Origin of the sequence: Burkholderia sp. Bp8992 (assembly GCF_003853705.1) — a bacterium.
Taxonomy (GTDB): domain Bacteria; phylum Pseudomonadota; class Gammaproteobacteria; order Burkholderiales; family Burkholderiaceae; genus Burkholderia.
On sequence record NZ_QTQI01000002.1, the window covers coordinates 288,242 to 300,791 of the forward strand.

Annotated in this window: 12 protein-coding genes; 3 read left to right on the forward strand and 9 right to left on the reverse strand. The window is 68.5% G+C overall.

From position 1 onward, the window contains the following. Positions 1 to 45: 45 nt before the first annotated feature. Positions 46 to 1,401, reverse strand: a complete 1,356-nt coding sequence (locus DIE03_RS04160) for an aspartate aminotransferase family protein (protein ID WP_124447759.1) — start codon at positions 1,399 to 1,401, stop codon at positions 46 to 48. A gap of 105 nt (positions 1,402 to 1,506) precedes the next feature. On the opposite strand from DIE03_RS04160, the gene DIE03_RS04165 reads away from it, so the two are divergent. Further along, positions 1,507 to 2,457 (forward strand): LysR family transcriptional regulator, encoded by a 951-nt coding sequence (locus DIE03_RS04165; protein WP_124447761.1) that lies wholly within the window; start codon positions 1,507 to 1,509, stop codon positions 2,455 to 2,457. 17 nt (positions 2,458 to 2,474) lie between these two features. On the opposite strand, the gene DIE03_RS04170 is transcribed toward DIE03_RS04165, so the two are convergent. Genes DIE03_RS04170 through DIE03_RS04180 form a run of 3 tightly spaced genes read right to left on the reverse strand, consistent with a single transcriptional unit; the run spans position 2,475 to position 4,556 of the window. Continuing rightward, positions 2,475 to 3,716: an MFS transporter gene (locus tag DIE03_RS04170; protein WP_124447763.1), complete on the reverse strand. Its 1,242-nt coding sequence runs from the start codon at positions 3,714 to 3,716 to the stop codon at positions 2,475 to 2,477. Further along, complete coding sequence (locus DIE03_RS04175) at positions 3,713 to 4,048, reverse strand: hypothetical protein (RefSeq protein WP_124447765.1); 336 nt, start codon at positions 4,046 to 4,048, stop codon at positions 3,713 to 3,715. The genes DIE03_RS04170 and DIE03_RS04175 overlap by 4 nt, the downstream gene beginning before the upstream one ends. Positions 4,049 to 4,085: 37 nt before the next feature. Further along, on the reverse strand, positions 4,086 to 4,556 hold the full coding sequence (locus tag DIE03_RS04180) for a MarR family winged helix-turn-helix transcriptional regulator (protein ID WP_124447767.1): 471 nt from the start codon (positions 4,554 to 4,556) through the stop codon (positions 4,086 to 4,088). A 168-nt stretch (positions 4,557 to 4,724) separates the two neighbouring features. Here DIE03_RS04180 and DIE03_RS04185 point away from each other — a divergent pair, with 168 nt between their 5' ends. Next, positions 4,725 to 5,216, forward strand: coding sequence for a 2,4'-dihydroxyacetophenone dioxygenase family protein (locus DIE03_RS04185; protein WP_124447769.1), 492 nt, complete (start codon positions 4,725 to 4,727; stop codon positions 5,214 to 5,216). Positions 5,217 to 5,318: 102 nt separating this feature from the next. Here DIE03_RS04185 and DIE03_RS04190 read toward each other — a convergent pair whose 3' ends face one another. After that, positions 5,319 to 6,467, reverse strand: coding sequence for an epoxide hydrolase family protein (locus DIE03_RS04190; protein WP_124447771.1), 1,149 nt, complete (start codon positions 6,465 to 6,467; stop codon positions 5,319 to 5,321). A 76-nt stretch (positions 6,468 to 6,543) separates the two neighbouring features. After that, a complete protein-coding gene (locus tag DIE03_RS04195; protein WP_124447773.1) occupies positions 6,544 to 7,503 on the reverse strand; it encodes a GlxA family transcriptional regulator in 960 nt (319 codons plus the stop codon). A 135-nt stretch (positions 7,504 to 7,638) separates the two neighbouring features. Between DIE03_RS04195 and DIE03_RS04200 the strand changes: the two genes are divergently transcribed. Next, positions 7,639 to 8,439 (forward strand): SDR family oxidoreductase, encoded by an 801-nt coding sequence (locus DIE03_RS04200; protein WP_124447775.1) that lies wholly within the window; start codon positions 7,639 to 7,641, stop codon positions 8,437 to 8,439. Here DIE03_RS04200 and DIE03_RS04205 read toward each other — a convergent pair. The 3 genes from DIE03_RS04205 to DIE03_RS04215 form a co-directional block, all read right to left on the reverse strand. After that, the gene (locus tag DIE03_RS04205) at positions 8,436 to 9,794 is read right to left on the reverse strand and encodes an MFS transporter (protein WP_124447777.1); all 1,359 of its coding nucleotides are present in this window, start codon (positions 9,792 to 9,794) and stop codon (positions 8,436 to 8,438) included. The two genes, DIE03_RS04200 and DIE03_RS04205, sit on opposite strands and share 4 nt — an antisense overlap. 86 nt (positions 9,795 to 9,880) lie before the next feature. Beyond that, a complete protein-coding gene (locus DIE03_RS04210) occupies positions 9,881 to 11,233 on the reverse strand; it encodes an MFS transporter (RefSeq protein ID WP_124447779.1) in 1,353 nt (450 codons plus the stop codon). Positions 11,234 to 11,415: 182 nt separating this feature from the next. Further along, positions 11,416 to 12,375, reverse strand: a complete 960-nt coding sequence (locus DIE03_RS04215; RefSeq protein WP_124447781.1) for an MBL fold metallo-hydrolase — start codon at positions 12,373 to 12,375, stop codon at positions 11,416 to 11,418. Between the last annotated feature and the right edge of the window lie 175 nt (positions 12,376 to 12,550).

Genomic DNA, 12,550 nt, shown 5'->3' on the forward strand with positions numbered 1-12,550 from the left:
GAGGCTCTTTCGTGAATTCGGTGATCGCGGGGAACGAGCGGCGGCTCAGTCCACTTCGTTCAGTGCGTCGGACAGCGCGTTGACGAGATTGTCGATCTCGCGCTTCTCGGCGATGAACGGCGGCGCGAGCTGGATCGTGTCGCCGCCGTAGCGCACGTAGAAGCCCTTCGCCCAGCAGCGCATCGCGATCTCGTACGGACGCCGTGCCGGTTCGCCCGGCAGCGCCGCGATCGTCAGGCCGGCAGCCAGCCCGTAGTTGCGGATGTCCGCGATGTGGCGCTGGCCCTTCAGCCCGTGCACGGCCGCCTCGAAATGCGGCGCGAGATCGCGCACGCGGGCCACCGCATCCTCCTTCACCAGCAGGTCGAGCGCTGCGACGCCGGCCGCGCACGCGACCGGGTGCGCCGAATACGTGTAGCCGTGCGGGAACTCGAGCATGTACTCGGGGCCGCCCGCGGCCATGAACGTGTCGTAGATCTCCTTGGTCGCGATCACGCCGCCGAGCGGCTGCGTGCCGTTCGTCACCTGCTTCGCGAAGTTCATGATGTCCGGCACCACGCCGAACGCGTCGGCGCCCGTCATCGCGCCGGCCCGGCCGAAGCCCGTGATGACCTCGTCGAAAATCAGCAGGATGTCGTGCGCGGTACAGATGTCGCGCAGGCGCTTCAGATAGCCCTTCGGCGGCACGACCACGCCCGCCGAGCCGGAGAACGGCTCGACGATCACGGCCGCGATGTTCGACGCGTCGTGCAGCGCGATCAGCTCGAGCAGGCGGTCGGCCAGCTCGGCGCCGTGCTCGGGCATCCCGCGCGAGAACTTGTTCTCGGCGAGTTGCGTGTGCGGCAGGAAATCGGCGTCGAGACCCTGGCCGAACAGCTTGCGGTTCGGCCCGATCCCGCCGACCGAGATGCCGCCGAAGTTCACGCCGTGGTAACCCTTCTCGCGGCCGATCAGGCGCGTCTTCGTGCCCTTGCCCTTCGCACGCCAGTACGCGCGGGCCAGCTTCAGCGACGTGTCGGCCGCTTCCGAGCCCGAGCCCGTGAAGAACACGTAGTCGAGGCCGGCCGGCGTCAGTTCCTTGATCTTGTTCGCGAGTTCGAACGATTTCGGATGGCCGAACTGGAAGGCCGGCGCGTAGTCGAGCTGCGCGACCTGGCGGCTCACGGCTTCGACGATTTCCGTGCGGCCGTGGCCGAGGCCCGTGCACCAGAGGCCCGACAGGCCGTCGAAGATCTTGCGGCCTTCGCCATCCGTGTAATACGCGCCCTTGCCCGACACGATCATGCGCGGATCGGCCTTGAACTGGCGGTTGGCCGTGAACGGCATCCAGTGCGCGTCGAGCCACGCGGCGTCGGTGCGGAGGTTGGTGTCGTCCTGCTGGGCGGTGGTGATGTCGGTCATGTCGGTCGGCGCGGCGCGCCCCTCCTCCTTGTGATGATGTTGCACATTGTCGGGACGCCAATTAGTCTTTTGAATATCGCAATATCAATGTTCACTTGCTCAACTATGCAAGCAAAGAAACCGAAGAGCCGTGCGCTGCTCGGGCAGCTCAGCGACATGGATCTCCGCCTGCTGCGGGTCTTCAAGGGCGTCGTGCAGTGCGGCGGGATGGCGGCGGCCGAACTGGAACTGAATATCGGCATCTCGACGATCAGCCGGCACGTGAAGGATCTGGAAACGCGCCTCGGCCTCGTGCTGTGCCGGCGCGGCCGCGCGGGCTTCACGCTGACGCCGGAAGGCCAGACGGTCTACGAGGAGACGCTGCGCCTGCTCGCGTCGATGGAAGCATTTCGCAGCAGGATCGACGGCATTCACGACAAGATGGGCGGCGAACTGCACGTCGCCGTGTTCGACAAGACGGCCACCAACCCGAACGCGCGCCTGGGCGACGCGATCCGCCAGTTCGCGGACGAGGCGCCCGACGTCGCGCTGAACCTGCATGTCGCCTCGATCAACGAGGTCGAGCGCGGGATCATCGACGGCAGCTACCAGGTCGGGATCATTCCCGCGCACCGCAACTCGGGCAGCCTCGAGTATGCGGAGCTGTTCGACGAACGGATGCTGCTCTACTGCGGCCGGCAACATCCGCTCTTCGATGCGCCGCACGGCAAGCTCACGTGGACGACGATCCGCAACCACGCGTTCGCGGGGCTCGGCTTCCATTCGCCGAACATGGAGCTGAGCCATCGCGCGAAGCTCACGCGCAGCGCGACCGCGTCGGACCAGGAATCGATCGCGACGCTGATCCTGTCCGGCCGCTATCTCGGCTTCCTGCCCGATCACTATGCGGAAAGCTTCGAGAACAAGGGGTTGATGCAGCCGGTCGCGCCGCACCGGTTCAATTACCGGTGCCGGTTCGTGAGCCTGTTGCGGCGCTCGCCGCGGCCGTCGCGGGCCGCGCTGCTGTTCCAGTCGTGCCTGGAAGCCGCGCATGCGGCGGCCCGGCCGGCGGCATAGCGCGGGCTTCGGGTCGGTCAGGCGCCGTCGCCGCCGGTGCGCGGTTGCGCGCGCTGGCGCGCGACGAAACGGGTCGCGACGAGTGCCGCGGCAAAGCCGGACGCCGCACCGACGCCGAGCGCCCAGCGCGGGCCGAGATGGTTCGCGACCCAGCCGGCCACCGGCGCGCCGATCGGCGTGCCGCCGAGCGCGACTGCAAGGCGCAGCGCCATCACGCGGCCACGCATCGCCGGCTCGGTAGACAGCTGCATCAGGCTGTTGGTGGAGTTCATGAAGGTGATCGCGGCAATCCCGGTCAGCACCAGCGCCGCGGCGAACGACCAGTAGCCGGGCGCCAGCGCGGCGAACGTGCAACCGAGCCCGAACAGCGTCGCGCCGATCCACAGATGACGGAACCGCGGCTGCTCGCGGCGCGCGGCGAGCAGCGCGCCCGAGATCGTGCCGACCGCCATCATCGACGAAAGAAACCCGAACCCGCGCGCATCGACATGGAACACGCTGGCGGCCATCGTCGAGATGTACAGCTGGAAATTGAGCCCGAACGTGCCGATCAGGAACAGCATCACGAGGATCGCCGTCAGGTCCGGGCGGTGCCATACATAGCGGAACCCGTCGAGCAGGCTGCCGCGCGAGCGGCCTGCCCGCATGTTCGCGCGCAGTTCGTCTTCCCGAAGCTGCGACAGCGACGCCAGCACCGCGAAGAAGCTGAGCCCGTTCGCGAGAAACGCCCAGCCGGTGCCGACCGACGCGATCAGGAAGCCGGCCGCCGCCGGGCCGACCATCCGCGCGGCGTTGAACGACGTCGAGTTGAGCGCGACCGCATTCGCGAGTTCGCGATCGCCGACCAGTTCGGCGACGAAGGTCTGCCGCACCGGCGCGTCGAACGCCGACGCGCAGCCGAACAGGAACGCGAATATGTACACGTGCTCGAGCCGCACGACGCCCGTGACCGTCATCACGCCGAGCACCAGCGCCAGCACGCCCATCAGCGCCTGCGTGGCCATCAGCAGCTTGCGCTGGTCGAAGCGGTCGGCCGCATAGCCGGTCCACGGCAACAGCAGCAGTTGCGGCCCGAACTGCAGCGCCATCACCGTGCCGACGGCCGACGCGTCGTGATGCGTGAGCTGCGTGAGCACGAGCCAGTCCTGCGCGGTGCGCTGGATCCACGTGCCGATGTTCGACACCAGCGAGCCGATCGCCCATACGCGATAGTTGAAACTGCGAAGCGAGCGGAACACGCCAGCTGCCGGCACGCTCATGGCCGCTTCCGATCGGGCGCGTTGCCGCCGTGCAGTGCGCCGAAGTGCCGCGCGAGGAACAGGCCGAGCATCAGGATGCCGAGACCGAGCGCTGCCGCGTCGGGCAAGCGCTTCAGGTCGAAATCGCCGACGCGGCACACGAGCGCATAAGCGATCGCGAGGTTCACGACACCCCACACGACATTCACCGCGGACGACGACAGCCCGCGGCCCGGCGGATTCGCGAACGGCGTCTGGAACGGCTCGCCGCGCAACCCGCTGACGAGATGCGGCACGGCGTTCGCGAGAAACGCGCCGCCGAAGAAATACGACACGAGAGGCAGGAGGTTCATGGGCGGGTTGTCCATTCGGCGTGCGGGTCGATGAGGTTCACGGGCGGGCGGGATCCTGGAATTCGGCAAGCCGCTGCAGCAGTTTCACGGCGGCGGCGAGCTCGGCCTGTTCCGCCTCCGACAACTGCGCGTGCAGCGCACGGAACAGCCAGTCGTCCTTGGCCGCGCGATTGGCCTGCAGCACCTTGCGGAAACCGGGCGTGAGCGCGATCAGCGTCTGCCGGCCGTCGGTCGGATCGGGCTCGCCGCTGACGGCACCGAGCGCCTCCAGCGTCGCAACCGTCACGCGCATCGACTGCGGGCGCACGCTTTCGGCACGGGCGAGCGCCGATACGGTCGCCGGACCGTCGCGGTCGAGCCGCAACAGCACCGACTTCTGCGACGAAGTAAGGTCGTTCGGATGGGTCTGCTCCCGCATCCGCCGGATCAGCTTGCCGACCGAGATACGGAGTTCGCCGGCGAGACCGGCGAGCGGGAGTGCGTCAGAGGGAGACGATGGCGTGTTCATGAAGCCACGATAGCATATCGACAGTTTAACTGTACAGTTTAGCTGCACATTTCGAGCTGTAAGGATCGGGGGTTCAGACTCGCCTGCCTCGATGAGTACAGCCGTGTTCGGCCGCGCGACCGGCCTCTGCGATAATGCGGGCTCCCCATTTCCGCTTCGCCTCCCGCCATGACGCAGCCGTCCGCCCCGCTCTCCACCGACCTGCCGCCGATCTCGTGCCTGCCCGGCGACGCGCTGCCGTGGCTGCCGATGAGCGCCGACCTGCCGGGGCTCGCGATCAAGTATCTGCACATCAATGCGGCCGAGGACACGCTGACCGCGCTGCTGAAGATGCCGGCCGGCGGCACGCTGCCGCGCCATCGGCACGACGGCGAGGTGTTCGTCCATACGTTGCAGGGTGCGTGGCGTTACCGCGAATACGACTGGGTCGCGCACGCCGGCTCGACGGTGCTCGAGCCGGCCGGCTCGGTGCATACGCCGGAAACGCTCGGCGCGCCGGGCGAGGATGTCATCACGCTGAACGTGATGCGCGGCGATCTCGTGCTGCTCGACGACGACGGCCGCGAGACCGCGCGCGAGAATTGCCGCGTCGCGCTGCTGCGCCAGCGCAAGCATGCGCGTACCGCGCCGGACGCCGCCGCGCCGTTCGTCACGCGATAACGCAGGCGACGTCGGCTCGGCGCGCTCCGCGTGGTGCGGGCGCGCGCCGTCGCCCTGATGGCCGGCGGTGCACGTCGCCCGCTTCGCAGGCCGACCCGCGCGTTACCGAAAGCGCCGGAAAAAACGCCGAATGTCGTCCGCCAGCCGATCCGGCTCTTCCATCGCCGCGAAATGGCCGCCGGCCGGCATGTCGGTCCATTGCACGACGTCGAACACGCGTTCGACCCAGCTGCGCGGCGGGCGGCCGATTTCCTTCGGAAAACGCGCGAACGCGACGGGCACCGCCACGCGTTGGCCGGCCGCGAAACGCATGGGCTGCAGCCGGTTTTCCCAATACATCTGCATGGACGAGCCGATGCAGCCGGTGAACCAGTAGAGCGAGATGCCGGTCAGCAGCGTGTCGTGCGAAAACCGCCGTGCGACGTCGCCGTCGCAATCGCTCCACGCGCGGAATTTCTCGGCGATCCATGCGGCCAGCCCGGCCGGCGAATCGTTGAGCGCGACGGCCAGCGTCTGCGGTTTCGTCATGTGCATATGCGCGTAGCCGCCTTCCAGCGCGGCCCACTCGCCGCGCTGCGTCACGAAGGCCCGTTCGTCCTCGGTCAGCGGCAACGCCGCGTCGGCCGGCGGCTCGTAGCTGCCGGGCAGGAAGTTCAGGTGGATGCCGTCCAGCCGGTCCGCATGTCGCGCGCCGAGCGCGATCGACACGCCTGCGCCGAGATCGCCGCCTTGCGCGCCGAAGCGTCGATAGCCGAGGCCGGACATCAACGCCGCCCAGCGGTCGGCGACCTGAAACGCCGACATGCCGGGTGCCGCGGGCGCGGGCGAGAACAGGAAGCCGGGCAGCGACGGCACGACGACGTCGAACGCGTCGTCAGGATCGCCGCCGAACGCCGCCGGATCGCAGAGGCGCTCGATCAGCGCGTCGAATTCGAACACGGAGCCCGGCCAGCCGTGCGTGATGACGAGCGGATAAGGGTTCGGTCCCGCCCCGCGCCGATGGATGAAATGCACGCGCTGCCCGCCTGCCTCCGCGACGAACTGCGGCAGCCGGTTCAGCCGACGCTCCACCGCACGCCAGTCGAAGCGCTCGGCCCAGTATTCGGCCAGGTCGCGCAGCCACGCGCCGTCCACGCCCTGCTGCCACGGCTCGGCGGGCGTGAGCGTCGGCGGGCGGTTGCCGCGCAGGCGCCGGCGCAGGTCATCCAGTGCGTGATCGGGTATCGCAATCTCGAACGGCTCGGCGTGCATGGTGTCTCCTCGCGACGAATGCCGGAGATTCTGCGCGATTTTTCCGCCCCGCGCTGGCGTCGCGCGCCGGTGGGCGTCAGCCCGTTTCGCGTTCGTCCGCCCGCGCGTCGCGCCGCATCGCCTGCGGCGGCACGCCGAATCCGCGCACGAACGCCTCGCGCATGTGCCGCCGGTCGCGAAAGCCGTTCTCCTTCGCGATCACGTCGAGCGGATGACGGCTCTGCTCGATCATCAGCCGGGCGGATTCGAGCCGCAGCCGCTCGATCGCCTTCGCCGGCGACTGCCCCGTTTCGAGCGTGAACACGCGGCTGAACTGGCGCGGGCTCAGGTGGACGGCTTCGGCCAGGTCCTCGACGGTCAGCGCGCGGCCGAGGTTCCGCCGCGCATAGTTCAGCGCGTTCTGGATCCGGTCGGATTTCGGCGCGAGGTCGAGCATTTCGGAATGCTGCGACTGGCCGCCGGCCCGGCGCTGGTGCATCACGAGCTTGTGCGCGACCGAGCGCGCGGCATCGGCGCCCAGATCCTTTTCCACCATCGCGAGCGCCAGGTCGAGCCCCGCCGTCATGCCGGCCGAGGTCCAGATCGGACCGTCGACGATGTAGATCCGGTCGTCCTCGACGCGAATCTCCGGGTGCTGCCGCTGCATGTCGCGGCCGAACGCCCAATGCGTGGTCGCGCGGCGCTGCGCGAGCAATCCGGCCTCGGCCAGCACGAACGCACCCGTGCAGATACCGGCGATCCGCCGCGCACGCGCATTCGCACGCCGCAGATAGGTGACGACGCCGGCCGGCGCCGGCGTGGCGAGCGGATCGTTGACGCCCGCGACGATCCACGTATCGACGTCGATCCGCCCGCGCAGCGCACGCGTGGCGACCGACAGCCCGAGCGACGAGCGCACGTCGCCGCCGTCGACCGAATAGCTGTCCATCGCGTAGAACGGCTCGCGCATGCCCATGTTCGCGTACTCGAACACCGACTGCGCGGCGAGCGCCATGATCTGGAAGCCGTCGCTGATCAGAAAGCCGATTCGGTGCATGGGGGTCTCCGGTCCCGGGCGCGGTGGTCGGCCCGATGTCCTGAATCATACCCATCTACGTCATTTGTGTCGCGGCGCTTCGGCGCCAGAATGGCTTCACGCCATCCGGCCATTCCCACCGAAACGGAGCACATCATGACGCAAGCACATCGCGGTACCGCCCTCATTACCGGCGCATCGTCGGGCATCGGCGCCGTCTATGCGGACCGCCTCGCGCGGCGCGGCTACGACCTGATCCTGGTCGCGCGCAACCGCGACCGGCTGAGCGCACTCGCCGAGCGCATCACGAACGACACGCAGCGCAGCGTCGAGATCGTCGACGCGGACCTCAACGACCGCACGGCGCTCGCCGCCGTCGAGGCGAAGCTGAAGCAGGACGCGAGCATCACGCTGCTCGTGAACAACGCGGGCATCGGCACGCATGCGCCGCTGCTCGACAGCGACGTCGACGCGATGACGCGGATGATCGACCTGAACGTGACCGCGCTCACGCGCCTGACCTACGCGGCCGTGCCGGGCTTCGTCGCGCGCGGCGGCGGCGCCGTGATCAACATTTCGTCGATCGTCGCGATCTCGCCGGAAACGCTGAACGGCGTGTACGGCGGCAGCAAGGCGTTCGTGCTCGCGTTCAGCCAGTCGCTGCATCACGAACTCGCCGACAAGGGCGTGCAGGTGCAGGCCGTGCTGCCGGGCGCAACCGCGACCGATTTCTGGCAGACGGGCGGCCTGCCGCTCGAACACCTGCCGAAGGAAATCGTGATGACGGCGACGGACATGGTCGATGCCGCGCTGATCGGCTTCGATCGCGGCGAACTCGTGACGATCCCGTCGCTGCACGCGGGCCACGAATGGGACGCTTACGAGACGGCACGCCGCACGATGGCGCCGCACCTGTCGGCCGATACGCCGGCGCCGCGCTACACCGCGGCGCGCTAGTTGCCGGCGGCGCCCGCGCCGTGCGGTGCGGCGCGCACGCCCAGCAGCATCGCGACCGCGCACGCGGCCAGCAGCGCGGCGATCATCCACATCGCCGGATCCATGCTGCCGGTTCGCGTGCGGATCAACCCGACGAGCCAGGGCGTGATCATCCCGCTCGACACGCCGATGCTGCTGATCAGCGCGATTCCGCCCGCCGCGCCGGCGCCCGAGAAATACGCGGACGGCACGGCCCAGAACACCGGATGCGCGGCGAAGATCAGCATCGCCGCGATCGACAGCAGCGCCATCATCGCGACGATGCTCGGCAGGTGCAGCGTCAGCAGCGCGAGCGCCACCGCGCCGCCGAACGCGCACGCGGCGAAGTGCCGGCGCCGTTCGCGCTGGCGGTCCGAGCGCCGCGCGATCGCGATCAGGCCGGCCGCGCCGATCGCGTTCGGCACGACCGACAGCAGGCTGATCTGCACGACGTCGTGGATGCCGAATTCGCGGATCATCAGCGGCATCCAGAACAGCAGCATCAACAGCGCGGTGGTCAGCGAGAAATAGATGAACGCGAACAGGTACGTGCGCGGTTCGGCCAGCACCTGCCGCAGCGAATGCGGCGCCTGCGTGCCCGCGCCGGTGCGGTCGGCGGCCAGGTCGGCCGCGAGCTGCCGGCGATCGGCGTCGGACAGCCAGCGCGCGTGCTCGGGGCGATCGCACAGCCGGAACCACGCGATCACGCCGAGCAGGATCGCGGGCGCGCCTTCGATCGCGAACATCCATTGCCAGCCATGCAGCCCCATCACGCCGGACATCCCGCGCATGATCCAGCCCGACAGCAGCCCGCCGACCATCCCCGCCACCGCGACGCCCGCGTAGAAGATCGACAGCACCGACGCGCGCCGCCGAGCCGGATACCAGTACGTCAGGTAGAACACCACGCCCGGGAAGAACCCGGCCTCGAACACGCCGAGCAGGAAGCGCAGCACGTAGAAGTGCCGCGCGCTGTCGACGCTGATCATCGCGACCGACACCGCGCCCCACAGGAACATGATCCGCGCGAACGTGCGGCGCGCGCCGAAGCGGCGCAGCAGCGCGTTGCTCGGCACTTCGAACAGCACGTAGCCGACGAAGAACAGCACCGCGCCGAGGCTGTACATCGCGTCGGTCAGGCCGAGATCCTGCCGCATCTGCAGCTGCGCGAAGCCGATGTTGCTGCGGTCGAGGATCGACACGATGTAGCAAATGAACAGGAACGGCACGATTCGCCTGCCGATGCGGCGGTAGAGCGCGTCGTCGCCGGTCGCGTCCGTCGTACCGGCGCCTGGCGCGACGGCCGGCGCGGCGTGTGCTTGAAGCGGGGCTGACATCGATCGTCTCCTCGATGGATTCGGGTGCGGGGCGGACACGAAGCGCCGGTCGCCGCGCCCGCGGGCAGCGACCGGCCGGTGCTCGTTCAGCCGCGCTGCGCGGCCTCGCCCTTCACGCCGAGCATCAGCGCGGCGCCGCTGGCCACCAGCAGCGCGGCCAGCAGGTACACGGCGAGATCCATGCTGCCCGTGCGCGTGCGGATCATCCCGATCACCCACGGGCTGACGATGCCGCTCGTGATCCCGATGCTGCTGATCAGCGCGATCCCGGCCGCGGCCGCGTTGCCCGACAGGTAGCGGGTCGGCACGGCCCAGAAGATCGGCAGCGCGGCGAAGATCAGCGTCGCCGCGATCGACAGGCACGCGAGCATCGCCGCGAAGCTGTGCAGGTGCAGCGTCAGCGCCGCGAGCGCGAGCCCGCCGCCGATCGTGCAGCACGCGAAGTGCTTGCGGCGCTCGCCGGTGCGGTCCGAGCGGCGTGCGATCAGGACCAGCCCGAGCGCGCCGACCGCGTTCGGCACGACCGTGTACAGGCTCACCGCGACGACGTCGGTCACGCCGAAGTCGCGGATCATCAGCGGCATCCAGAAGTTGAGCGTCAGCGACGCGCAGGTCAGCGAGAAATAGATGAACGCGAACAGGTACACGCGCGGGTTCGCCAGTGCGGCCAGCACACTGCGCCCGTCGTGTGCGCTGCCGTGCCCGCGGCCTTCGGCGCACAGCGCGGCGACCCGCGCCTTTTCATCGGACGTGAGCCACGCGGCGTCCTGCGGCCGGTCGACGAGGAACGTGAAGGCGGCAAACGCGAGCAGGATCGCCGGCGCGCCCTCGATCGCGAACATCCACTGCCAGCCGTGCAGCCCCATCACGCCGCTCATGTCGCGCATGATCCAGCCCGACAGCAGGCCGCCGAGCACGCCGGCCACCGCGACGCCCGCGAAGAACACCGAGATCGCCGCCGCGCGCCGGTTCGCGGGAAACCAGTAGGTCAGGTACAGCACGATGCCGGGGAAGAAGCCGGCCTCGAACACGCCGAGCAGGAAGCGCAGCACGTAGAAATGCGACGGCTGTGACACGAACATCATCCCGGTCGACGCGATGCCCCACAGCAGCATGATCCGCGTGAACGTGCGGCGCGCGCCGAACCGCGCGAGCAGCATGTTGCTCGGCACTTCGCAGAACACGTAGCCGACGTAGAACACCGCGGCGCCGAGGCCGTACATCGCATCGCTGAAGCCGAGGTCGTGCTTCATCTGCAACTGCGCGAAGCCGATGTTGATGCGGTCGAGAAACGACACGACGTAGCAGAGGAACAGGAACGGGACGATCCGCCACGCGATCTTGCGGAACAGCTGCGCGTCGCTGAATTCGGATACGGAAGCCGGCGCCGAGGCACGCGCGTGCGCGTGCGCCGCTTCGGCGGGAAGCGATTGGGACATGTCTCTCTCCAAACGCGCGCGTATCGAGCGCGCGGCAGTCTCCGAGGGCGTGCACGCGCCCTGCTTTCTTGTGAGACCGGATACGGCTGCCGGCACCGCGGCGCACTGCCGCCGCGGAAGCCGCAGCCCTCAGGGCAACGACGAGGCGATCATGAGAACGCCGCCCCGCCGCCGCGTGCCGCTCAGTCCTGCAGCGCGGCCCACATTTCCTTGTCGCGCTGCGCGGTCCAGATGCGCGGATGCGTGATGCCGCTCGCTTCGTCGAACGCGCGCGACACGTCGAACGGCAGACAGTGTTCGTAGATGAACACGTGGCCGAACTTCGGGTCCATCGCTTCGCGCGTGAGCGCCATCGACGCCTTCAGGTCGAGATTGCGCTCGACGGCCTTGCGGCCCTGCGCGAGCAGCGTCGTCACGAAATCCTTCGTGTAATCGAGGCCCTTGTTCACGTCGGCCGGATTCAGCAGCGCGGGGCCGCGGCCGGGCACCAGCTTCTCGGCGCCGAGCGCGCGCAGCGCCTCGAGCGTGGCCGGCCACTGTTCGAGCTGCGCATCGCCGCAGTAGCACGCGGCGTCGTATTCGACGAGATCGCCCGAAAACAGCACCTTCTGCGACGGCAGCCACACGATCGTGTCGCCCTTCGTATGGCCCGAGCCGACGTGCATGATCTTCACTTCGAGCTTGCCGAGGAACAGCGTGATCTCGCGCTCGAACACGAGCGTCGGCCAGGTCAGGCCCGGCACCGTCTCGACGCCGGCGAACAGGCGCGGGAAGCGTTCGATCTCCGACTTCATGTCGGCCTCGCCGCGCTCGACGATCATCTCGTAGGTGCCGCGGCTCGCGATGACGTGCTGCGCGCCTTCGTCGAAATACGCGGACGCGCCGAGCACGCGCACCGCGTGGTAGTGCGACAGCACCACGTGCTTGATCGGCTTGTCGGTCACGCTGCGGATCTTCGCGATCAGGTCCTGCGCCATCGCGGGCGTCGCGGTCGTGTCGACGATCAGCACGCTATCGTCGCCAATGATCACGCCCGAGTTCGGGTCGCCTTCGGCGGTGTACGCGTACGCGTTCTCGGACAGCTTCGTCCAGGTGACTTTCTTCTCTTCCAGATCGGCTTGGGAGGCGAATGCTTTGGCCATTGTGCGTTCCGTGGCTGCGAGCCATGTGTTGAGGGGAATGAGCGGATCATCTTCCCGCCTCGAATATTTGTCAATGACAAAGTCGCTTGCTATTGTTTAATTCTGGTAAACCTGCGGGCTGGCGCGAGAAATGGCGTCGGATACCATGCGGGGTTTCGTCAACGGAAGAATCATC

Coding starts and splice junctions, on each gene's coding strand:
- DIE03_RS04160 (WP_124447759.1), bottom strand. CDS start 1,401: ATGACCGACATCACCACCGCCCAGCAGGACGACACCAACCTCCGCACC.
- DIE03_RS04165 (WP_124447761.1), top strand. CDS start 1,507: ATGCAAGCAAAGAAACCGAAGAGCCGTGCGCTGCTCGGGCAGCTCAGC.
- DIE03_RS04170 (WP_124447763.1), bottom strand. CDS start 3,716: ATGAGCGTGCCGGCAGCTGGCGTGTTCCGCTCGCTTCGCAGTTTCAAC.
- DIE03_RS04175 (WP_124447765.1), bottom strand. CDS start 4,048: ATGAACCTCCTGCCTCTCGTGTCGTATTTCTTCGGCGGCGCGTTTCTC.
- DIE03_RS04180 (WP_124447767.1), bottom strand. CDS start 4,556: ATGAACACGCCATCGTCTCCCTCTGACGCACTCCCGCTCGCCGGTCTC.
- DIE03_RS04185 (WP_124447769.1), top strand. CDS start 4,725: ATGACGCAGCCGTCCGCCCCGCTCTCCACCGACCTGCCGCCGATCTCG.
- DIE03_RS04190 (WP_124447771.1), bottom strand. CDS start 6,467: ATGCACGCCGAGCCGTTCGAGATTGCGATACCCGATCACGCACTGGAT.
- DIE03_RS04195 (WP_124447773.1), bottom strand. CDS start 7,503: ATGCACCGAATCGGCTTTCTGATCAGCGACGGCTTCCAGATCATGGCG.
- DIE03_RS04200 (WP_124447775.1), top strand. CDS start 7,639: ATGACGCAAGCACATCGCGGTACCGCCCTCATTACCGGCGCATCGTCG.
- DIE03_RS04205 (WP_124447777.1), bottom strand. CDS start 9,794: ATGTCAGCCCCGCTTCAAGCACACGCCGCGCCGGCCGTCGCGCCAGGC.
- DIE03_RS04210 (WP_124447779.1), bottom strand. CDS start 11,233: ATGTCCCAATCGCTTCCCGCCGAAGCGGCGCACGCGCACGCGCGTGCC.
- DIE03_RS04215 (WP_124447781.1), bottom strand. CDS start 12,375: ATGGCCAAAGCATTCGCCTCCCAAGCCGATCTGGAAGAGAAGAAAGTC.